Below are 21,415 nucleotides of genomic sequence, written 5' to 3' on the forward strand. Positions count from 1 at the left end.
TCATTGAAGTCCTTCATAATCACTTATATCTGTAAAATGCTGAAAATGATCCCGATAGCCGTCAATAAAAAACGCACCAGATGGATCAAGGATGGCAAGAAATATTTCTGAGGCATCCTTATAACCATGTTCTTTCACTTTTTCTTCCAGCCATTTCTTTGAATGATTCACAGCCTGCAGATTATTTTCAATGATAACACCATCATAAATTAACTCCGTACCTAATCCTTTATAACGGGGTTTCAAGTGAACAGCCTCTGCAGTCAGCGGCATATATTCTGCTTTTTTCATTACCGAGATTTGTCCATCTTTCTCGATAATCGCATACTCAACCTCCTCGAGATTAAATACACCTTTCTCCCTTAGTTGCTCTTGTAAATCAGAAATTCGATATCTAAGTTTTTTCATCACTCCGTCCATTATCTTACCATTCATAATAACGATGGCTGGTTCCCCGTCTAAATAAACAGAGGCTTTTCTCCATTTTAAAGTGACGACTTGCAGGATGAACACCATAAAGGTCCAAGTAATAAGTCCAATCCAATGCGGCCAAGCTTCACTCGTTAAGTCTGTCGTCAGGTTTGCCGCTATTGAGCCGATTGTTATGCCTAATATATAATCAAAGAAAGTAATTTGGCTCACTTGCTGTTTGCCAAGGAATCGGGCGAATATCAACAGGGAACCAAACGCAATAATTGATCTCACCGCTACGACAGCTGCTTCATTCATTCTATCCACTCCATATATTGGATACAGATAGTATAAGTCATTACTTTATATTCCATTCTCTTAATTCATCGATTGTTTATTATCGAGGCTCTTTTAAACTTTACTGTTGATTTATTGATAAAAAAATTAGAGGTTCCTATATCTTAGAAACTTCCGACTATGTAGATTTATCGTATTAGATATGAAATCCAATTTCTATCCGATGTTTTAAGATGATTTAATACACATTCAGCAACTTTGGAATAATCTTCTTCAGTGATGGCTTTTTCGTAATCATACCAAATTCCATCCTCTTCTAAAGACTCCGCTCCTAATCTGAAACGGTCATTCATATGTTGAGCATTTACTTTATTCGGAAGGATTTTCTCTCCCCAATTCATAGTTGTCCCATCTTTGGGGCAAGAAGCTAACTCAACAACAAATGAACCTCCCCATCTGTTAAATTGGAATGTGATCAAATCTATATTGTTTTCGTTGATTCTTCTAAAGTGCGGGAATGAACCTTTGAATCCTTGTTCTCTTAATATCGGTATTACGACGTTTTTCAGTGCAAGATCCATCATTTTTCTATCATTCACATTAGATACCTCCATTCATTATAAAATTGACTAAATAGCCAATTTAGATAGACGTAAACTATTATAAGTATCGGTCATTTCAAATACAAATGATGTTAATAAAAAATTCTTTAATGTTGTGTTTTGTACTTTCGTTACTTCGACTATCAACAAACAAGAACCACGCAAGATAGTTGTCGAGATACTTTGTAGCCACACCTATCAGTAAATGTTTTACTATAACATTTACAACGATAGCGTTGGAGACCATTGTATTTTCCAAACCTTACAACGTGTTCCGATGCACAGTTAGGACCTTCAAAGCCTTCATTGAAACGAGTTTCTCGCATTTCGTTTATTAGACGACCAACGACCGAGGAAGCAGGTTCAACATAACGTTTTACCCATTGGAAAACACGTTCTTTTTCTGTGTGTGGTAAATTACCGATATGTTTCAATAGATTACTGAACGCTTTGCTCAACTTTGCCTACCTCCCCGGTAGTTTTCAAATATCAACATTTACCTTTAACAGAGCCATTAACAAAGAAGTTTTTTTGCGAAGAAGGGAGGAAAATATAAAAACCACAGTTAACTACTGTGGCAAGAGTATTTACGGATGATGATAAGAGGATTTAACTAAATAACGATCTAGGATAAAATTTCCGAATGGTATAAATGCTACCGCTACCGAACTAAGAACCCAAATAAATGACCATTTTATTTTTATTGTTACAAAAGCAATAACAAAAAGATATAAAATAAGGAAAAAGCCATGTAATGAACCGGCAATCCGCACTGCCTCTGGAATTCCAGCAGCGTACTTTAAAGGCATCGCAATGAATAACAAAACTAACAAGGAAGCGCCTTCAATAAATCCCATTAAACGAAATTGACCAATTGTATCTTTAATCATCATTTCATTCTCCTTATATATCATATTGTATCTAGGTTTTGTAATAGACGATTCATCCTGTTGTAGTTACTATAGTCATTAAAGCGGAAAGACGCTTTCTGAAAACGCCTTTCCCTTTGCTTAGGATAATTCCAGCATGATGGGACAATGGTCACTGCCCATAATATCGCAATGAATATCAGCATCTATAATTTGCTCTTTAAGGCTCTCAGATACTAAAAAATAATCAATACGCCAGCCAATATTGCGTTCTCTTACTTTCGCCATGTAGGACCACCATGTGTATGCTCCTTCTTTGTCAGGATACATATATCGAAAAGAATCAACAAAACCACTTGAAAGTAAGTTTGTCATCTTACTTCGTTCCTCTGCTGTAAATCCCGAATTGCCATGATTCGATTTTGCGTTTTTTAAATCGATTTCTGCATGTGCAACATTTAAATCACCACAATACACAACAGGTTTGACTGAATTTAACTCTATTAAATATTTGAGAATTTCTTCTTCCCACTCAAGTCTATATGAAAGCCGTGTTAAATCTCTTTTAGAATTTGGCGTGTACACATTGACAAGATAAAAATCTTTAAATTCGAGGGTAATGATACGTCCTTCCTCTTCAGAAACATTTTCACCAACCCCATAAGAAACGGATAAAGGCTTTTCTTTTGTAAAGACAGCAGTACCTGAGTATCCTTTTCTTTCTGCATAATTCCAATATTGATGATATCCTTCTAGCTGCAGATCAATCTGACCGTCCTGCAGTTTAGACTCCTGAATGCAAAAAATATCAGCATCCACATTTTGAAAATAATCTATAAAACCTTTTTTTACACATGCTCTTATTCCATTTACATTCCAAGAAACCAATTTCATGCTGTTAATAACTCCTTACTGTGCAGCTTATTTGAAGAAAACAACGGATAGATAAACTAGAGCTGGAATAAAGATAATCATGCCATAATAATAAAAAAAAGGGATGCTCCGGTCCCGCTCACCGGCAGCCTTAGCAAAAATCCATTCCAAAGCTCGCGTTAATAAAAATACCATAACAATAAATAAAACTGTTTGTACCCTGCTGAGATCTAATAAATTTGGAATTAGAATAGCAAAAAAGAAACCAAAACAAACAGCAATAAATTCTGTTAAAGTATTTCTTGTTTTAAACAACCAATCTACTAAATTCACAGGATCCTCCTAAATAACTTAACGATGTATAAAAATAGTTTACATGATAAGGAGCATTTTTAAAAGGTCAGCATTTACAATAAATTCATTAGTCTGCTTCTAATCATTCAATTTTTTTCTGGTCCTTCTTTTTGTTATGATAATATCTACTAAAGAATCACTATCTAAATTATGAGTGGTGTTTGAAAGGAGAAGATGTAATGCTTCATGAATTTCATTTATATACAAATTGGCCAGGAAAGAGGAATGACATCGGAGATTTGACAACAAAAGGGTTAACCACCAAAATTTCTATACCGCCAGAAATGGATGGACCAGGTATAGGAACAAATCCAGATGAAATGCTCTTGGGAGCTGCAGCTACATGCTATATCATTACATTAGCCGCCATGCTGGAGCGAAGCAAAATCAATAAGAAGATGCTTTCAATGGACTCAATTGGCATGGTGGAAGCAGAAAAAGGGGTTATTACTTATAAAAAGATTATTCATAAGCCGGTGCTGGTATTAGAGTCAGATGCATCGGAAAAGCAAAGATTATTAGCAGAAAAACTCGCACATAAAGCGGAATCTTCCTGTATGATTTCAAGGGCTTTAAAAGGCAATGTAGAAATTGAATTAGAGCTAACCATTAGAATTGGATAAAATTTTTTCACTTAAAAAAAGCGAAAAATGCTGAAAGAAGGCATTTTTCGCATTCTATTTATCTATTTTTCATGCAGCTGTTCGCTTCCTTGCATACACATACGTTACAGCAAGTGCCATTACAAGGACAGCGCCTTTAATTATATCGAATGCATAGTAAGGAAGATTTAAAATGGTCAGTCCATTTAAGAGAATTCCAATAACAGCAGCTCCAAAAAAGGTCCCAAGTGCATTTGGTTTACCTGCTCCTAATACCGAATACCCTACAAACACAGCTGCAACAGCTTCCATTAATAGAGGGGCACCAGCATCAATTTGGCCTGAACCTACTCGAGCTGTAAATAAAATCCCAGCAATCGAAGCAAAAATTCCTGACACAACATATGCAGCCAGTTTTACCTTACGAACCTTTACCCCTGATAACGTTGCTGCTTCTTCATTTGAGCCAGTCATATAAAAAATCCGGCCCCATCTCGTATGATTTAGGAATAAATAAGCTAGAGCGATCAGTCCTATCATAAGCCAAACTGGAACAGGAAGACCTGCTACCTTGCCCTGCCCAATCCAAAGAAAGGCTTCTGAAAGTTCTCCAATGGCAGTTCCTCCAGAAGTGAGCGGCATATGATTATAAATAGAGTATCCTTCTGTATAGGTACGATGCAGCCCAGCCACGATATACATGGTACTAAGTGTAGCAAGCAAGTCTGGGATACCTATGACTACAATTAAAAGAGTATTAAATACCCCAACTAATACCCCAACTACTATAGGCAAACAAAGAACAAGCCATAACGGCAAATCATACCACACCATTAACGATGCTGTAATAACGGTAGACAATGACATTGTGGAACCAACCGACAAATCAAATCCATTTACAACTAATGTGAAGGTCACTCCGAGCGCCAGGACGGTTACAATGGATATAGATCTCAAAATATCTGTGAAATTTCCGTAAGATAAAAAAGCAGGACTAATCATGCTAAAGTATATAATAATGAAAACAAGTAAAAGAATGGCTCCATATTTAAATAGAAATTGTATGCTCTTTTCTTTCATCTGATCGCTCTTCCCTTCCCCCGCTGGCATACAGCAGCACTTTTTCCTGTGTTGCTGCTGACCGTGAAAATTCCTTCACAAATGCCCCATCATACATGACGAGAACACGATCACAGATGGCCAGTAATTCATGAATTTCGCTGGAAAAATAAATGACCCCTTTGCCTTCCTCAGCAAGCTGATGAATCAAACTAAAAATTTCTCCTTTTGCCCCAATATCGACACCTTTAGTAGGCTCATCAAATAAATAGACTTCAGCCTGAACAGACATCCATTTCCCAATTGCAATTTTTTGCTGATTGCCTCCGCTCAAATGGTGTAATCGTGTTTCTGTGCTGCCTGTTTTCACATTTAATGCAGATATTACAGAGCTGGCAAATGCTGATTCTTTCGCTCTCTGTAATATTGAGCCTTTTGAAAATCTTTTTAGATTTGGAAAAGTAGTATTTATACTAAGTGACTCTTGTATAAACAGTCCTTCCTTCCGGCGCTCCTCTGGTACAAGCACAATTCCTGATGTGATCGCATCGTGCGGATGTGTGATATTCAATTTCCTGCCTGACTTTCTTAATATTCCGGTCTTTATAGGTGATGCACCTGCTATCGCTTTGGCCAGCTCTGATTTCCCAGCACCAACTAAACCTGCTATTCCTAAAACTTCACCTTTTGAAACAGTAAAAGACAAATCCCGAAGCTTTCTTCCATCAGAGATTTTTTCCGCTTCAAGCAAACAATCTCCAATTGACTTTTCCTTTGCCTCTACAAATTGTTCTAACACTTTACCAAGCATAGCTTCAACTACCTGCTGTTGAGACATCGTTTTTGTTTGTCCAGAGGTTATATTCCTGCCTTCCTTCATGACTGTTATCCGATCACTGATCTTAAACACTTCCGGCAATCGGTGCGAAATATAAATACAGCCTACTCCTTGTTCTTTTAAATGAGAGATGATTTGAAATAAACGATCTGCTTCGAAGACAGATAAGGGAGCAGTCGGCTCATCAAAAATAATGATCTTTGCTTGTGAAATCATAGCCCTTGCAATTAACACCAGCTGTTTTTCAGCCAGTGAAAGCTCGAATGCCTGCCGCTCAACATCAATTGTATCTGCTTGCAGCTGTGTTAAAACCAGCTTTGCTTCTTTATGCAGCTTCTTTTTCGAAACCCATAAACTCTTATCAGCTGCGAAAGTATCCAGCAAGATATTTTCTGCAACAGATAAATCAGGAACAATGGCAGTATCTACTTCCTGATACACACAAAAGACACCATGGTCTTTCGCAGATTTAGGATGTTTAAAAACAACAGCTTGGTTATGCAGTAAAATGTCCCCAGCATCAGGCTCATATACACCAGACAAGATTTTCATCAGAGTGCTTTTACCCGCTCCATTAGCACCTAGGAGTGCATGAACCTCACCCTTTCTCAAATCAAAGGAGGCTTTATCTAAAGCTTTTGATTTTCCGAAGGATTTCTCAATATGATTCATTCTCAGTATTTGTTCATTTGCCAAAGTATTCACCTCTGCATGTAAGGAGCTGTCTACATGTTCATTTCATAGACAGCTCAGAATTAAATAGAAAGATAATTTGTTACTATTTATTTGCCCTCCAGTTCTTTAAGATCAGCAGTGTAGCCTTGATCACTTACTCCCCAGCCATCAATATACTCGTGCAGTTCCTCAGTTGTAATAGAATGATCAGGCAGTTTGCTTTTTTCAACAAATACAGGATCTAAAATGATTTTGTCTTCTGGAGATTCTCCATTGATTTTCTGATATAAATACCGGACTTGAATACGTCCAATATCCTTTGGATCAACAGCTGCTGTTGCAGCCCAAGGGCTATTTTCTGCTTGAATCATCTGCAGGTCCTCATCACTCATATCGATGCCATAAACCTTAATATCCGTTCGTCCAGCCTGTTCAAGCGCACGAACTGCTCCTTTGGCAAATTCATCCCACGCAGCCCACACTGCAGTAATATCTCCTTCATTTGGAAACTGCTTTAATATTGCTTCCATTTGTGATTGAGTATCGAGCGCTGTATTGGCAGTTGCAGCTCCAAAAGATGCAACTTCTTTAATGTCCGGGTTGCTTTGCATAAATTGTTCATAAGCAATTTGCCGGCGTTCCATTGGAGCAAAGCCTGCTACCCATATTTTTACGATATTCGCCTTTCCTCCAGCATCTTCTGCAAGCTTATTTAATGTCATTTCAGCCATTTGCTCATCACCCTGCTGTAAGACAGGAACTCCCTCAACCTCTACGTCAGCATCAAAAACGACTACAGGAATATCTGCTTCCTCTGCCTTTTCAATGCCTGCAGTCAGGGCTTCTTTCGTACCGTGATCAATTAAAATCCCATCAAATTTTTGGTTGATTGCTGCATCCAAATTTGAAGCCATTTTTGCCAAATCACCTTCAGAAGTAAAAACGGTCACATCTCCTCCGAATTTTTCTGCCTGCTCTTTTACACCTTCAATGTATTGAGCAGAAAAGGTTCCTAAATTAATTTGCATAATGAGAGCTATTTTTTTATTAGCTAAAGGATGCTCTTTTTGATCTGCAGAAGCCTCTCCTCCTGCAGGCTCACTTGCACTTTCCCCTTTGGGCTGACACCCTGTTAATAAGACAAGTAGTGAAATAATCGTTATAAACACCAGTGTTAAAGGTTTTTTCATCGTGATACTTCCTCTCCAATTTGATCACCAAGCGTATTATGAATGTTTTTTTGATAATCAGGATAGATAATTCCTTTTTCTGTTATAATCCCTGTTATGTATTCATTAGGGGTCACATCAAATGCAGGGTTATATACCAGCGTTCCCTGTGGCGCAATTCTGCTTTCACCAATATGAGTTATTTCTTTCTCATCTCTTTCTTCAATTGGAATCTGTGTACCCTCTGCAAAATTTAAGTCAAAAGTTGATGAGGGCGCAGCAATAAAGAACGGGATTTTAAAAGCTTTGGCTAATATAGCCAATCCCAAAGTTCCGATTTTATTGGCACTGTCACCATTAGCTGCTATACGATCAGCACCTGTAATGATTGCCTGAACTCCTTTTGCCTGAATCGTGTGAGCAGCCATGCCATCGGTAATTAATGTTACCTCTACACCTGATTGCTGAAGCTCCCAAACCGTTAGACGGGATCCTTGAAATATCGGCCTGGTTTCACATGCATAAACATGAAACTCCTTGCCAATTTCTGCGCCTAAATGAAAAGGTGCCAGTGCTGTCCCATATTTTGCTGTGGCAATAGAACCTGCATTGCAAATGGTCATAACATTTCTGTAATCACCAAGTACAGCCAGTGCATATTCACCAATCTTCCGGCAATGTTCCTCATCCTCTTTGTGAATAGCTATTGCTTCAGATAAAAGGATCGCCTTTGCTTCCTCCACTGTTTTCACAGTCTCTGCTTTTTCCATTAGTCTTTCAAGAGCCCAAAATAAATTCACAGCAGTTGGCCGGGAACCTGCTAAGTAAATATATTGATCATGAAGCTCCTGTTGAAAGTCCTCTAAATTATCTGCTGAGGATTGACTTGCTCCGATTGCCAAACCATAGGCAGCTGTGATTCCGATAGCAGGTGCTCCTCGAACCTTTAAACTGACAATCGCATCAAAAGCAGCTTCTATATTGTCTAAATGTATATATTCAATAACATGCGGCAGCTTTTGCTGATTTAAAATGGTTAGCTGATCTTCATTCCAAAGAATAGAAACTGGAACTGTCATGATATATCCTCCTCCAGTCTGCCAATGAGATCTGTAATAGAAGTCCATTCACTTCTGTTTAAGATGAGTGCCGTCCCAAGTTCAATGGCCCTTTTCTTTAACAAAATTCTCTGATCTTTAGGCTCAATTCCATCCAGGTCTTTTACATGAGATAGTCCGATCGTTCTGCGAATCAGTTCACAGCCAGCGAAGCCTAGAGTATCCTTGAAAACTTTTTGTAAAAAATCCTCTTTCACTCCCTCTGTTTTCGAAAAAGGTTCAATATTATGACTTTCCCATAATTCAGAAAATGTCGAATAAAAAACATCCCAGGTCGTTTTTATGTGAGTATGAATTTTTTCTCTTTTTACACCTGTTCTGACAATAGACTGAAATAGTAAGTTGCCGATAAATTGGCCGACATCAAAACCAATAGGACCATAAAAAGCAAATTCCGGATCAATGACCTTTGTTTCTGTAGGACCTGCAAAAATACTGCCAGTATGCAAATCTCCATGTAAAAGGGATTCTGCTTCTGTTACAAATGACCTTTTCAATTTAGCTGCTTCAACCTTTAGGTCTGTGTTTTTCCAAAGTTCATAAACTAGTTCAGCAAGCTCCGGTTCATAATCATTCGAATCATGGTTAAAGAATGGATCTGTAAAAACCAAGTCCTCCGTGATTTTGCATAGTTCCGGGTTAGAAAATTGTGCTGCAAGGCGTTTTTTTTCAAAAGGATGAAGTGCAAAATCAGAGGTTAAAAAAAGTGTCTTTGCTAAATATTCTCCAATATCTTTTGATAGATTAGGATACTCAGCTCCGTTGATCAGACCAGTTCTAGCTATTTCCAAATGTGATAAATCCTCTATAACGGTAACAGCTAAATGTTCATCTGCTGCAAACACTTTTGGAACTAGATGAGGCACATATTCACCATGTTTTATTAAAGCGTTGGCTTCGATCGTTGACCGCTTGATTGTCAGCGGCCAGCTTTCTCCTACAACTTTTGCATATGGAAGTGCCTGTTTAATAATGACACTTGTGCCTGTTATCCTATCACTAATCTTGAAAACCAAATTTAAGTTTCCATCACCTATTTCACTGCAAGATAACGATGCGTGTTCAGGAAAAAGGTTCAGTTCTTTAGCTAAATTAATTGCTGTATCCTCTGTTAAGCTTTCGTATGATTGTTTTGCTAATATGGCCATGCCGCCACTCCTCTCAATATAATTGCTGAGTTATACGAAGCCGGCATTTTTATATGAGCAAAATTAAAAATGCCTCCTTCATCAGAAAGAGGCAATCGAAATTATCTATCGCCTCTTATCTCTCAGAAAGAATTCTCTCTGAATGGAATTAGCACCGTGCCCTCTGGCGCGATTTAACTGCGCCTCGTCTCACAACGATATTACGGTCGGTTGCTGGGCTTCATCGGGCCAAATTTCCCTCCGCCAGCTCTGGATAAGAGTATAAATTACATATTCAAGTTGTTTACTTGAGGAAAATGTTAGCATCACTTTTCTGAATATGTCAAATGTTTTTTTAATTCCTTCAAGGTTAAACATGTTTAATAAATGCATTGAAAATTGATTCTTTTTTTTAAGCTGCATCCTCCGTAATATAGTTTTTAAGCAGTAATACCCTATAAGGCCAAGTGTCTTTCAATTTATTCACAAGAATAAATTCAATTTTCAATCGTATATTCTAATAACCTTAATTTACAAAATTCATAATTGACAGAATGAATGACTGATGTAATAATACGGGATATATTCAGTCAATTTATAAAATTTCATTTTCTTATCAAGAGCAGGTGGAGGGACGAGCCCGATGATACCCGGCAACCGATCCAAATGAATTGGACACGGTGCTAATTCTTGCAGCAAAAGCTGGAAGATAAGAAGCTGTTAATACCTTTATTAACCTCTTCTTATTTGAAGAGGTTTTTTGCTGTTTAACTATTATCCCGTGCTGTGCAAAACCCTATAATCAAAGTGTTTAGGAGTGATTTAAATGAGTGAAATCATTGCAACCTATCAAATATACGGAAAGCCCGGAAAACTGGAATCTAAACTTGAAAGTATTGCCCTTGGGTTAACTGTAGGATCATGGACAGATCTCCACGCTGTTGATCAGGAACAGTTAAGAAAACATAAAGGCAGAGTTGTGTCAGTAAAAGAATTCTTTGATGATGAGCATCCTTCCCGCTTTGGCGAAGTAAGGGCAGAAGGGAAAATTGCTTATCCTTCCGCCAACTTTACTGCTGATTTGCCTGCCATTTTAACAACTGTTTTTGGCAAGCTCTCTTTAGACGGAGAAATAAAACTTTTGGACCTTGAATTTGATTCAGATATCACAGCTCACTTTCCTGGTCCCCGCTTTGGAATTTCCCAGATAAGAGAGTCGATTGAAGTATTTGATCGGCCACTCGTCATGAGTATTTTTAAAGGAGTTATTGGCCGGAATTTACCTTTTTTAAATGAACAGCTGAAAAATCAAGCATTAGGCGGAGTAGATCTTGTAAAAGATGATGAAATCTTATTTGAGAACGAGCTTACTCCTTTTGATAAACGCATTGTGTCATCTAGAGAAATTTTACAGAATGTTTACGAAGAAACTGGACACCGAACTCTATATGCAGTCAACTTAACCGGGCGGACATCTAAGCTGCGTGACCAAGCCAGAAGGGCAAAGGAGCTCGGGGCAGATGCACTTCTTTTTAATGTTCATACATATGGGCTGGATGTTCTCCATGAATTAGCTGAAGACGATGAAATTGCTTTGCCGTTTATGGCTCACCCTGCGTTTAGCGGAGCATTCATTTCTTCAGACTTCTATGGATTATCAAGTTCATTAGCGCTTGGAAAACTTGTCCGCTATGCAGGTGCAGATTTTTCCTTATTCCCTTCCCCATATGGAAGTGTTGCAATGCCTCGAAATGAAACCTTAAGGATCGCTCAGGCATTGCGGGAGGAATCTGCCTTGGCTGCAGCATTTCCAGTACCATCTGCGGGCATTCATCCCGGTTTAGTGCCTAAGCTAATCAAGGATTTTGGAACAGATTGCATCATCAATGCCGGCGGTGGAGTACACGGCCATCCCCATGGCGCCATTGGAGGAGGTAAAGCATTCCGGCAAGCTGTAGACGCAGTTTTAAATGGCATTACACTCGAGGAAGCAGCATCTCAGCATAAAGAATTAAAATCAGCTTTAGACTTATGGGGAGTTGAATGAAGGTGAATCCAATTATATTTTGCGATTTTGACGGCACAATTACGGAAAGCGACAATATAATTTTGATTATGGAAAAATTCGCTTCTGTTGAAGCGAATGAAATCAAGAATGCCATCTTAAATGAGGATCTATCCATCCAGGAAGGTGTCAAACAATTATTTTCACTGCTGCCCTCCTCTCTTAAAGATGAAATTATTTCTTATGTGTTAGAAAATGCAAAAATTCGTGATGGTTTTAATGAATTTATTTCATTTACTCAAAAACACGAAATTCCGTTATACATTGTCAGCGGGGGAATTGATTTCTTCCTACATCCAGTATTAGAACCATATGGACCTTTTGAGAACATATTTTGCAATCATGCAGATTTTTCGGGTGAAAAGATTAATATCGTTTATCCTTATTCATGTGATGATATATGTTCTTCCCAAGGATGCGGATGCTGCAAGCCATCGATTATTCGTTCATTTTCAGATAAAGACATGGAAACAATCGTGATCGGAGATTCAATTACCGATTTGCAGGCAGCAAAGTTAGCACACCATGTATTTGCCAGAGACTTTCTTATAAAAAAATGTGAACAATATGACATTCCTTACCAGTCATTCCATAACTTCTATGACATTATCAATAAATTAGAAGAAATGATTGAGGTAAAAATATGAATCTAAATGAACAAAAGTGGAATGAATTAGCAGACATAAAAGATGAATTAGCTCAAAGAGATTGGTTCATGGGCACAAGCGGGAATTTAGCAATAAAAGTAAGTGACACTTCTTCGCATTTTTATGTAACTGCAAGCGGTAAAGATAAAAGACAAAGAACGAATGAAGACTTTTTACTGGTCAATTTAGAAGGTCTGCCAGTTGAAGATACAAACTTAAAACCTTCTGCAGAAACATTGCTCCATTCTGCCATATACAGTCAAAGTAAGGCCGGCTGCAGCCTGCACGTGCATACTGTGGCTAACAATGTAATCTCAGAACTTTATGGAGATACCGGTCAAGTAAAATTTCAGGATCAAGAGCTAATTAAGGCTTTTGATTTATGGGAAGAAGATGCTGTACTTACCATTCCTATTATCAAAAACTATGCCTCGATCCCGCGTTTAGCTGAAGCTTTTAAGGAACATATATACAGTGATAAAGGCGCTGTTCTAATCCGTAATCATGGCATCACGGTTTGGGGCAGGACTGGATTTGAGGCAAAAAAATTACTGGAAGCAAGTGAATTTTTATTTCAATATAAATTAAAAGTTTTACAATTGACGGGAGGAAAAAATTAATGGCTACTATTCATTTTCAAAATTCAGAGGAAGTTATTTTAGAGCAAGCTGAGGTTGCAGCATTTTTAGAAAGTCAGGAAGTTATCTATGAAAATTGGAACATGGCTAAACTGGATGGTGAATTGCATGAAAAGTTCACTCTATCAGATGATGATAAAAAGTCGATCCTCGGCGCCTTTCATGATGAAATTAAAGAGATTTCTGAAAAACGGGGATATAAAGCTGCGGACATCATTTCACTATCTGAAAATACTCCAAATTTAGATGAGCTGTTAACAAATTTTCAGAGAGAGCATCATCATACAGATGATGAAGTTCGTTTTATTGTGAGTGGCCATGGGGTCTTTGTTATTCAGGGAAAAGACAGCCGATTTTTTGAAGTCCATTTAAATCCTGGTGATTTGATTTCTGTTCCTGAAAATACTAGACATTATTTCACGTTAGCTGATGATCGGAAGGTAGTTGCAATCAGGCTTTTCATTACCCAGGAAGGCTGGGTGCCAGTTTATGAGAAAGACGAAGCAAAAGCTTAAGTGATAAAACAAAAACCAACAGGCCCAATTTGGTCTGTTGGTTTTTACTGTTAATTATCATGAAAATACTTCAACAGGTTTGCCTAACGCCCACTTTCGAATCGCTTTGGCAACTCCATCATGATTATGATGTTCTGTTACTGCATCTGCTGTTTGCTTAAGTATCTCTTGAGCATTGCCCATTGCTACACCCCAGCCGGATTCTTTAATCATGGCAATATCATTTAAACTATCCCCGCATGCCATGACATTGTCAATGGAAACGCCCAGTTTTTCACAAACAGCCTTTATCCCCATCGCTTTGTTGATTCCGAGTGCATTTACTTCTAAATTGGTTAAGCTTGAATTTGTTATTTCAAGAGCACCTTTTTTGGATAATTGTATTTTTATTTCTTCTCTAATTTGGTCATCCTCAATTTCAAAGCCAAATTTCAGCCAATTAATTTCTAACAGGTTATCAGGCATTTCATTATGCCAAACCCCTTCACAGCCAATTGCCCAAAACTTTGTGCTGTGTGTTTTGGATAATTCCCACATCCATTGAACTAATTCAGCATCTACATTATTTCTTTGTACCAGTTCTCCAGACGGCCCCCAAATTTCACTGCCATTCACCGTTACTAAATAGGAATTCAGCTCCAGTGATTTTGCGTATTCATTGCAGGATAATTTAGATCTTCCAGTACTCAGGATAATATGTATCCCTTTTTTCTTTGCTTCTGCTATGGCAGCCCTATTTTCAGAAGAAACTTCTCCATCACTATTTAGCAGTGTACCATCCATATCAAGGGCGATTAATTTAATTTCTGGTGTGTTTTTCGAACCCAACATGTATTATCATACCTCCCTTTTCTACAACCATTATAAAAGGAAAGGTCAACATTTTTCTAAGAATCAGCTTTTTTTTACATTATTTACAAAAAGTTCAGAAAAGAATAATATAAAATTTACATATCTTCCTCATTTTCCTCTTTAAAAAGCTCAAGTAAAAAGCGATCGCGATTATCCAAGAAATACTTTGTTATTTGAAAATGATCAGTTTCTTCATAGGCAACCTTCCTAATTTCCCCCTCATCAAAACTAAAAATATCTGCATCTGGATACCCCAGAAGAATGGGTGAATGTGTCGCAATAATAAATTGACAATCTTCTCTTTTAGTTAAATCATGTATAATTCGCAAAAATGCCAGCTGCCGTGCAGGTGATAAAGCTGCTTCTGGCTCATCTAATAAATAGAGCGCCTCTCCATTAAAACGATGGTGAAATAAGGTTAAGAACGATTCGCCATGTGATTGATGATGAAGAGATTTTCCTCCATATTGGTTATATATCAGTGGATCCTCTTTTGCTAACTGATCAATATGTGAAGCAAACTGATAAAAAGATTCAGCACGCAAAAAAAACCCATTGGCCGCTTTAGGCATCCACGACAAACGAATATTTTCCCCAAGTGCAGATTCAGCTTGATCGACATCAAATAAATTATTTCTGCCTCCTCCCGCTGTGTTAAATTCACATTTATCTGCAATAGCTTCAAGTAGTGTGGATTTACCTGATCCATTCTCTCCAACGAAAAAAGTAACTTTTTTCTCTAACTGCAGCTCTTTGAAGTTTTTTATTGATGGGATCGTAAATGGATATTTACTTAAATCATCATTAGCTCCAAAAAGCAATGAAACTCGTTTTAAAAACATTCGCCTATTCTCCCCGCTTAAAGGTAATAATAAAAAGATTCTGTTTCTGCGATAAGTTCACAATCATTAGCATCAAAGACTTTCTTCATTTTTATGTTAGATTTATGTGTACTGCCGATATAGTAAGAAGCTCCTATGTTCTTCAGGATATTTAATGAATCTAAGTGAAGAATCCTGGCATAACCATTTCCCCTTTTATTTGGCAATAGACCAAGATAAAAAAGCCGGCCTTCATCCTGTGTTCCCGGTTCAATATGGGGAATTGAAATCCCAATAGGTTCCCCATTCTTAAAGGCAGCAAAACAGCTGGACATCCACTGATCCTGCAGTTCACTCTTTAATCCTGCCATATGCTCTTTTATTGAAAGAGTTGAGATGGCATTATCCGAATTTTTCATACACTGAGCCCATAGTTCCGCAAATTCGGCTTCTGTCAATGCAGAATCAGATATGCATTTCCACTCAAAAAACAACTCATTTATGTTAAAAAAGCGAAGATCCTTTTTCACTTCTATTTTCTGAGCAAATTCAACAAATTCAAAATCAAGCAAAATCCTTTTATACACTCGCGCTGCATCAGAGTCCGAATAGAGCATAAACCCAAGTCGATTTAATTTTTTTATCCTGCTGAAAGCAAGCAATTCAGCTACTTGTTTTTTAAATAGACGATCATTCATAGATTGATTGGCATTTTGCTCAAAAAATAAGTAAGCCGGCAGACCATTCAATATTTTAAAGCTTGGATAAAATGAAGTGTGGAAGTTCATTTAATTCCTCCTATGTACCATTTCATTATATCAATGATGGTAGAGAATGAAGCAAGTAAAGCGTCAATATGTTAAAATAGTAACGTATTTTTCGAGAATTGAAATAAATAAGGGTAAGAAGGTTTGTTATGAGTAGCATTAACAGCAAAAATATCATTTTAACACTGAGCTTTGCTGTCCTTGGAGCTCTGCTCTTCTCATTTATTGGCATACCAGTTCCATGGCTGCTTGGTCCTTTAGCTGCCACTTTGCTCTTTTCTTCTTTTAGTAAGGTGACTCCTGTTTTCCCAGCGAAGTTTCGCGATATTAGCATCATGATTATCGGCTATTCAATGGGGCTTTCGTTTACTAAGGAGAGTATGATTCAGATGGGGACAAGTTTGCCGTATATGCTGACATTCACGGTAGTTTTGATCCTATTTTGCGGCTTTACTGCCAAAATCATCTCTAAAATAACTGGGATTGATTATCCTTCTATTTTAGTTGGAAGCATACCGGGAGGCTTATCACAAATACTTGTATTTGCTGAAGAGGTAAAAGGAATCGATCTTACAGTAGTCACCTTTTTACAAGTAACCAGAGTGATCATGATCGTTGTTACTGTCCCTTTCCTGCTCTTTGGGCCATTTTTTCACCAAAATGGTGCAGAAAATTATTCTGTTTTAAGCTCCAGTGCAATGGATAACTATTCACTTTTGCTTATATACATTCCTGCAGCGATTCTTTTCACGCTTTTAGGGAAGAAAATAAAATCCCCAACTCCCTATTTGCTTGGTCCTCTTGCAGCAACTGCTTTATTAGGATTAACTGGTCTGGATGGCCCTAGTATTCCTGCGATTGTTTTAGATCTTGCTCAGCTTTCAATTGGCTGTTATGTTGGCATGCTAATGAAGCCGAAACATTTAAAAAATAAGCGGAAAATTTTTATTCTGGCAATCATCAGCAGTATCGTACTTATTGGCGGCTCTTTATTAATGAGTATAGGATTAACGCAAATCCTGCCGCTCTCTGCACCAACAAGCTTTCTAAGCCTCGCACCAGGCGGGATGGACCAGATGGCCATCATGGCACACGAAGTCAACGCAGATCTCTCAACCGTAACAAGCTATCAGCTCTTTCGTATATTCTTTATATACTTTATGATTCCGCCTTTTTTGAAATGGCTGTTTCGAAGGCTGTCACAGTGACGCCCCGGAATTCCCCGTATTTTGTCGAAGACCCACGCTCTTTGTTGTATGCAAATTAAGCTGCCGATTATGGCAGCTTTTTTCGTTGGTTTCGGACACCGAATTCCTTTTTTCACCAGTTTTTCCTCTCTTCTTGCTGAATTTCGTCTTGTTTTTAGAGCTTTTGTCGTCATGCAGGAAAAAGATATTACAGATGCTGAATAAGTTAACGTATAAAACGGGAATCCGGAATCAGGTTCCGAATCATTCATACTATCTATCTAACATTGAAAGGGCGAAAACCTATGACTAACCAATTTACTAAAGCATATACGATTAATGAGGTTTCAAAACAAATTGGAGTACCGGCTGGTACACTAAGACAGTGGGAAAAAGACTTAAAAGGTTTATTGCAGATTCCCCGCTCCAAAAATGGGGCGCGGTTTTATACCGATCATGAAATAAAACTGCTGACGAAAATTAAAGAAATGCGTGATAATAACTTGAATCAAAAAATGATACATCAGCTTTTACACGCCCATCTTCAACTTGAAGCAAATAAAACGGGTGATACAAAAGAGACTGAAAATCAGATAACTGCCATTGAACGTGGTACAGATGAAACACCGCCTCCTTCAATTGAACAATTTAAAACAGAACTATTAAGTGAAATAAAAAACGAAATCGTCATGAGTATTCGCAAGGAAGTGGTTGAAGAAGTCAAAAGAGAGATTTCAAAAGGCGCTCTTTATACTGTAAAAAATCTCTCAGATTCCATTTATAAATCCAGTGAAAAAACAAAGGCTGAGATCCATACTCTCACTGATCGAATTCAGCAGTCTTCGGAACAAACCTCCGAAGTAGTCGGAACGTTGTCTAAACGGGTTTCGAGAGCTTCGAAACGTCATTCCGAACATTTTCATGCATTGACAAAAAGAATATCTGAATCATCCGAAGCCTCCTCTGAGGAATTTAAAACAATGATTCACTATATATCCAGTTCAGCTGAAGTGACGAGCGGTGAAATGAGCACATTAATTGAAACATTAAATGCAGATCGGGAAATATACATAGAGTCAATCCAAAAAGAACGTGAAATGTACTGGCAGCAAAGTCGTGAAAGAGAAGATCGTTTTCAAAACTTCATTGAATCTTTTCGAAAAACAGCTGCAGCTGAAGAAGTTCCTCAAAAAATTTGGTGGCAATTCTGGAAATAATCGTTATTCTTACATGTTTTAGCGAAAAAAGGGTAATTGCTAATAATATACAATCCCTTTTGCACGGTTATCATCAAATAAATTTAAAGTGCTGGTTCTATCGCTGGCTGTTCAAAATAGGTTTAATTCAGAATGGGAAGGTGATCGCAAATGTCCACACAAAAAAAATCAGCTGATAAATATTCTGCTAAGCAAAAAGATCGTTTCCAGCTGGATGAGCTGCAGAAGAAAATGGACGCGGTTAAAATGAAGCTTGAGCAACTTGAATATAAAATTAACGAATTAATGTCAAATGATATTAAATAGCTGTAAATCAAATGGATGTAGTTCAAGTTAAATCAAACTTTGGTCAGTTTGCGGATCGTGATTGAGATTATAGCATGCTCATTGACGCAGGTGACTTCCCAGGAAAAAAGTAACAGAATATCTGCAGAACTTGGGTGTGAATAAGATTGATATCGTCATTGGCACGCACCCTGATACAGACCATATCGGACAAATGACGATAAGTGTAAAATCAAAAAAACGAGCGGTCCAAGCAAGGACCGTTCGTTTTTTAAAGTATATTCTTTCCATAAAATATCTCATCCATCTCTGTCTGCAGACGTTCTGTAATTTCTTTTTCTTCTTGGTCAGTAAGTTTGTCCTTAGTATATCCGAATAAATAATTGTTCAGGTCGAAATCTCTGATCTTGCATTTTGTATGAAAGGTGTGCGCTTGATATATATTTACATCGATCATATCAAATTCTTCCTTTACTTCTTCAGGGATATAGTTTTGGATTGAGCTAATATCATGGTCAATATACAGTTTTTGGCCATCCTTATCCCTCGTAAAACCTCGTACACGATAGTCAATCGTCATGATATCTGTATCAAAGGAATGAATTAAAAAGTTTAACGCCTTCAATGGAGAAATTTCTCCGCACGTTGATACATCGATATCTGCCCGAAAGGTACTTATTCCTTCGTCAGGATGATATTCAGGATATGTATGAACCGTAATATGACTTTTATCCAGCTGCATGACAACAGAATCCGGTAATGGTCCAGGCGACTCATCATACGATTCCGTTGGCACCTCCACAACTGGTCCTTCTGAAACTAGTACTGTCACACTAGCTCCCTGTGGAACATAATCCTGCTGAGCAACATTTAGCACATGTGCACCGATAATATCGGAAACCGTTTTTAAAATATAAGTTAATCTTTCTGCATTATATTGCTCATCAATATATTCAATGTATGCTTCTCTTTCCTCTTTGGTTTTTGTATAACAAATATCATACATGTTGAAGCTTAATGATTTAGTTAGATTATTAAATCCATGCAATTCAATTCTTTGTTCTGGTGTCAGTTTCATGTTATCCCTCTCTTCATTCATAACAGGTTTCTTCTTTCTCTTATGTTACCCATTTAAATGCTGAAAAAACAAAAGGTTCATGACTGTGTTTTAAATTCTTTCTTTTAAGGGTAAAAAAGGAAAGAGGAAAAACGTCTAAATCCTCTTGTATAACGACTATTTACATGATGTAATGAATTAATCATTTCTAAGCAGGTGAACAAGTGCGTAAATTAATTCTATTAGCTATTTTTGTTGCTGTTTTGTATACAGCTTGGCCCACACTAACAAATGAATCTGAGCAACATGCAGATGCCTCTGTTCTGGAAAATTTAAAGAATGATTTCTTAGCATTAAAAGAAAATGCAGAAGTCTCTTCATTTGTCAGTTCCTTCTTAGCAAATGCAGAGGACCTTTTCAACGATATTGTTGCTTCACTCAAGGACATCTCTGATCAAGAACAGGAGCAAGAAGCACTGCCAGTTGATAAACCCGAATTAAACGCCCCAGATGCCGAAGCTTTTTCAATCATGAATCTTGAGATCGGTGATTCCCGATCACATATTGAAAGTAATTTGGGCAAACCTCAGCGGACGACAACAAACGAGTATAGCCAAGAATGGCACACCTACCATGACAATTATCATAACTTTGTAATGGTTACTTATTTGGATGATGCCGTTGCGGGATTATACTCAAACCAAGATGTCATCTCTTCAACCTATGACATTGCATTTGGTACTGCAGAACAAGAGGTTCTTGAACAGTTAGGAACTCCTTTATCAAAAATAAGAAAAGGTTTTACCTACTATCAATTTGAGAAAAACCGTGACTATGATATTTTTGAATTAAGTGACAGCTATGTTACCGTTTTTTATGATCAGCATAATGATGATAAGGTTAAAGCACTGCAAATCATTAGTCACACTCTCGAATCTGAAAAGGACGGCTTTTATGGTGAACCGAATGAAGAATTAATGGTTGGATTTGAATATCAGTTGTTTGACATCACGAATGCAGAAAGAGTGAGCAGAGGAATTAATGCACTCACATGGGATGACCATGTAAAAGAAACAGCCCGTAAACATAGTGATGATATGGCCGAGAATCATTATTTTGACCATAACAATTTAGAAGGGCAATCACCATTTGATCGGATGAAAGAGGATCAACTTGACTTCCGGATTGCCGGTGAAAATCTTGCATCGGGTCAATTCAGCAGCATATTTGCACATGAAGGGTTAATGAACTCACTGGGGCATAGAGAAAATATCCTTCGTGAGGACTATGAATATCTAGGTGTCGGAGTATCTTTTAATGAGAATCTTCAGCCGTATTACACAGAAAACTTCTATACGGATTAACTTAAA

Annotated in this window: 23 protein-coding genes, 1 pseudogene and 2 riboswitches; of the genes and pseudogenes, 9 read left to right on the top strand and 15 right to left on the bottom strand. The window is 37.7% G+C overall.

The window, feature by feature from the left end:
• The 6 genes and pseudogenes from F7732_RS20450 to F7732_RS20475 form a co-directional block, all read right to left on the bottom strand.
• Positions 1-729, bottom strand: coding sequence for a DUF421 domain-containing protein (locus F7732_RS20450; protein ID WP_066445030.1), 729 nt, complete (start codon positions 727-729; stop codon positions 1-3).
• A gap of 167 nt (positions 730-896) precedes the next feature.
• Entirely contained in the window at positions 897-1,307 is a 411-nt protein-coding gene (locus tag F7732_RS20455) for a DUF4304 domain-containing protein (protein WP_161598923.1), read from the bottom strand.
• Positions 1,308-1,507: 200 nt separating this feature from the next.
• Positions 1,508-1,768: pseudogene (locus F7732_RS23525) on the bottom strand (IS1/IS1595 family N-terminal zinc-binding domain-containing protein); the annotation flags it as partial.
• 129 nt (positions 1,769-1,897) lie between these two features.
• Positions 1,898-2,200 carry a DUF3817 domain-containing protein gene (locus tag F7732_RS20465; RefSeq protein ID WP_151575906.1) on the bottom strand — a complete coding sequence of 101 codons (303 nt, stop codon included), beginning with the start codon at positions 2,198-2,200 and terminating at the stop codon, positions 1,898-1,900.
• A gap of 120 nt (positions 2,201-2,320) precedes the next feature.
• Positions 2,321-3,073, bottom strand: a complete 753-nt coding sequence (locus F7732_RS20470; RefSeq protein WP_151575907.1) for an exodeoxyribonuclease III — start codon at positions 3,071-3,073, stop codon at positions 2,321-2,323.
• 27 nt (positions 3,074-3,100) lie between these two features.
• The gene (locus F7732_RS20475) at positions 3,101-3,385 is read right to left on the bottom strand and encodes a hypothetical protein (RefSeq protein WP_151575908.1); all 285 of its coding nucleotides are present in this window, start codon (positions 3,383-3,385) and stop codon (positions 3,101-3,103) included.
• A 200-nt stretch (positions 3,386-3,585) separates the two neighbouring features.
• On the opposite strand from F7732_RS20475, the gene F7732_RS20480 reads away from it, so the two are divergent.
• Positions 3,586-4,029, top strand: coding sequence for an OsmC family protein (locus F7732_RS20480; protein WP_151575909.1), 444 nt, complete (start codon positions 3,586-3,588; stop codon positions 4,027-4,029).
• Between the two features lie 69 nt (positions 4,030-4,098).
• Here the strand turns inward: F7732_RS20480 and F7732_RS20485 are convergent, their stop codons facing one another.
• From F7732_RS20485 to mtnK, 5 genes are all read right to left on the bottom strand, one after another.
• On the bottom strand, positions 4,099-5,088 hold the full coding sequence (locus F7732_RS20485) for an ABC transporter permease (protein WP_151575910.1): 990 nt from the start codon (positions 5,086-5,088) through the stop codon (positions 4,099-4,101).
• Positions 5,057-6,601 carry a sugar ABC transporter ATP-binding protein gene (locus tag F7732_RS20490; protein WP_338024147.1) on the bottom strand — a complete coding sequence of 515 codons (1,545 nt, stop codon included), beginning with the start codon at positions 6,599-6,601 and terminating at the stop codon, positions 5,057-5,059. The genes F7732_RS20485 and F7732_RS20490 overlap by 32 nt, the downstream gene beginning before the upstream one ends.
• 86 nt (positions 6,602-6,687) lie before the next feature.
• A complete protein-coding gene (locus F7732_RS20495; protein ID WP_151575911.1) occupies positions 6,688-7,770 on the bottom strand; it encodes a sugar ABC transporter substrate-binding protein in 1,083 nt (360 codons plus the stop codon).
• Entirely contained in the window at positions 7,767-8,828 is a 1,062-nt protein-coding gene (mtnA, locus tag F7732_RS20500; RefSeq protein WP_151575912.1) for an S-methyl-5-thioribose-1-phosphate isomerase, read from the bottom strand. The genes F7732_RS20495 and mtnA overlap by 4 nt, the downstream gene beginning before the upstream one ends.
• A complete protein-coding gene (gene mtnK / locus F7732_RS20505) occupies positions 8,825-10,015 on the bottom strand; it encodes an S-methyl-5-thioribose kinase (protein ID WP_151575913.1) in 1,191 nt (396 codons plus the stop codon). Before mtnK ends, mtnA begins: the two co-directional genes overlap by 4 nt.
• A 112-nt stretch (positions 10,016-10,127) precedes the next feature.
• Positions 10,128-10,275: riboswitch (SAM riboswitch) on the bottom strand.
• Positions 10,276-10,604: 329 nt separating this feature from the next.
• A riboswitch (SAM riboswitch) is annotated at positions 10,605-10,710 on the top strand.
• A gap of 110 nt (positions 10,711-10,820) precedes the next feature.
• On the opposite strand from mtnK, the gene F7732_RS20510 reads away from it, so the two are divergent.
• The 4 genes from F7732_RS20510 to F7732_RS20525 are packed head-to-tail and all read left to right on the top strand — an operon-like array spanning position 10,821 to position 13,859.
• The gene (locus tag F7732_RS20510) at positions 10,821-12,041 is read left to right on the top strand and encodes a 2,3-diketo-5-methylthiopentyl-1-phosphate enolase (protein WP_151575914.1); all 1,221 of its coding nucleotides are present in this window, start codon (positions 10,821-10,823) and stop codon (positions 12,039-12,041) included.
• 2 nt (positions 12,042-12,043) lie between these two features.
• Positions 12,044-12,706: a 2-hydroxy-3-keto-5-methylthiopentenyl-1-phosphate phosphatase gene (locus F7732_RS20515; RefSeq protein ID WP_192913068.1), complete on the top strand. Its 663-nt coding sequence runs from the start codon at positions 12,044-12,046 to the stop codon at positions 12,704-12,706.
• Complete coding sequence (locus tag F7732_RS20520; RefSeq protein WP_151575916.1) at positions 12,703-13,326, top strand: methylthioribulose 1-phosphate dehydratase; 624 nt, start codon at positions 12,703-12,705, stop codon at positions 13,324-13,326. Before F7732_RS20515 ends, F7732_RS20520 begins: the two co-directional genes overlap by 4 nt.
• Positions 13,326-13,859 (top strand): cupin domain-containing protein, encoded by a 534-nt coding sequence (locus F7732_RS20525; RefSeq protein WP_151575917.1) that lies wholly within the window; start codon positions 13,326-13,328, stop codon positions 13,857-13,859. Before F7732_RS20520 ends, F7732_RS20525 begins: the two co-directional genes overlap by 1 nt.
• A 57-nt stretch (positions 13,860-13,916) precedes the next feature.
• Here F7732_RS20525 and F7732_RS20530 read toward each other — a convergent pair whose 3' ends face one another.
• From F7732_RS20530 to F7732_RS20540, 3 genes are all read right to left on the bottom strand, one after another.
• Complete coding sequence (locus F7732_RS20530; protein ID WP_151575918.1) at positions 13,917-14,690, bottom strand: Cof-type HAD-IIB family hydrolase; 774 nt, start codon at positions 14,688-14,690, stop codon at positions 13,917-13,919.
• Between the two features lie 116 nt (positions 14,691-14,806).
• Entirely contained in the window at positions 14,807-15,553 is a 747-nt protein-coding gene (locus F7732_RS20535; RefSeq protein WP_151575919.1) for an AAA family ATPase, read from the bottom strand.
• Positions 15,554-15,570: 17 nt separating this feature from the next.
• Positions 15,571-16,320, bottom strand: a complete 750-nt coding sequence (locus F7732_RS20540) for a GNAT family N-acetyltransferase (RefSeq protein ID WP_151575920.1) — start codon at positions 16,318-16,320, stop codon at positions 15,571-15,573.
• A gap of 128 nt (positions 16,321-16,448) precedes the next feature.
• Here F7732_RS20540 and F7732_RS20545 point away from each other — a divergent pair, with 128 nt between their 5' ends.
• From F7732_RS20545 to F7732_RS22715, 3 genes are all read left to right on the top strand, one after another.
• Entirely contained in the window at positions 16,449-17,507 is a 1,059-nt protein-coding gene (locus F7732_RS20545) for an AbrB family transcriptional regulator (protein ID WP_151575921.1), read from the top strand.
• 284 nt (positions 17,508-17,791) lie between these two features.
• Positions 17,792-18,703: a MerR family transcriptional regulator gene (locus F7732_RS20550; RefSeq protein WP_151575922.1), complete on the top strand. Its 912-nt coding sequence runs from the start codon at positions 17,792-17,794 to the stop codon at positions 18,701-18,703.
• A 150-nt stretch (positions 18,704-18,853) separates the two neighbouring features.
• Positions 18,854-19,009: a hypothetical protein gene (locus F7732_RS22715; protein WP_161598924.1), complete on the top strand. Its 156-nt coding sequence runs from the start codon at positions 18,854-18,856 to the stop codon at positions 19,007-19,009.
• Between the two features lie 250 nt (positions 19,010-19,259).
• On the opposite strand, the gene speD is transcribed toward F7732_RS22715, so the two are convergent.
• Positions 19,260-20,066 carry an adenosylmethionine decarboxylase gene (speD, locus tag F7732_RS20555; protein WP_151575923.1) on the bottom strand — a complete coding sequence of 269 codons (807 nt, stop codon included), beginning with the start codon at positions 20,064-20,066 and terminating at the stop codon, positions 19,260-19,262.
• A 203-nt stretch (positions 20,067-20,269) separates the two neighbouring features.
• On the opposite strand from speD, the gene F7732_RS20560 reads away from it, so the two are divergent.
• The gene (locus tag F7732_RS20560) at positions 20,270-21,409 is read left to right on the top strand and encodes a CAP domain-containing protein (protein WP_151575924.1); all 1,140 of its coding nucleotides are present in this window, start codon (positions 20,270-20,272) and stop codon (positions 21,407-21,409) included.
• The last annotated feature ends 6 nt before the right edge of the window (positions 21,410-21,415 follow it).

Origin of the sequence: Bacillus mesophilum (assembly GCF_008923265.1) — a bacterium.
GTDB classification, from domain to species: domain Bacteria; phylum Bacillota; class Bacilli; order Bacillales; family Cytobacillaceae; genus Cytobacillus; species Cytobacillus mesophilum.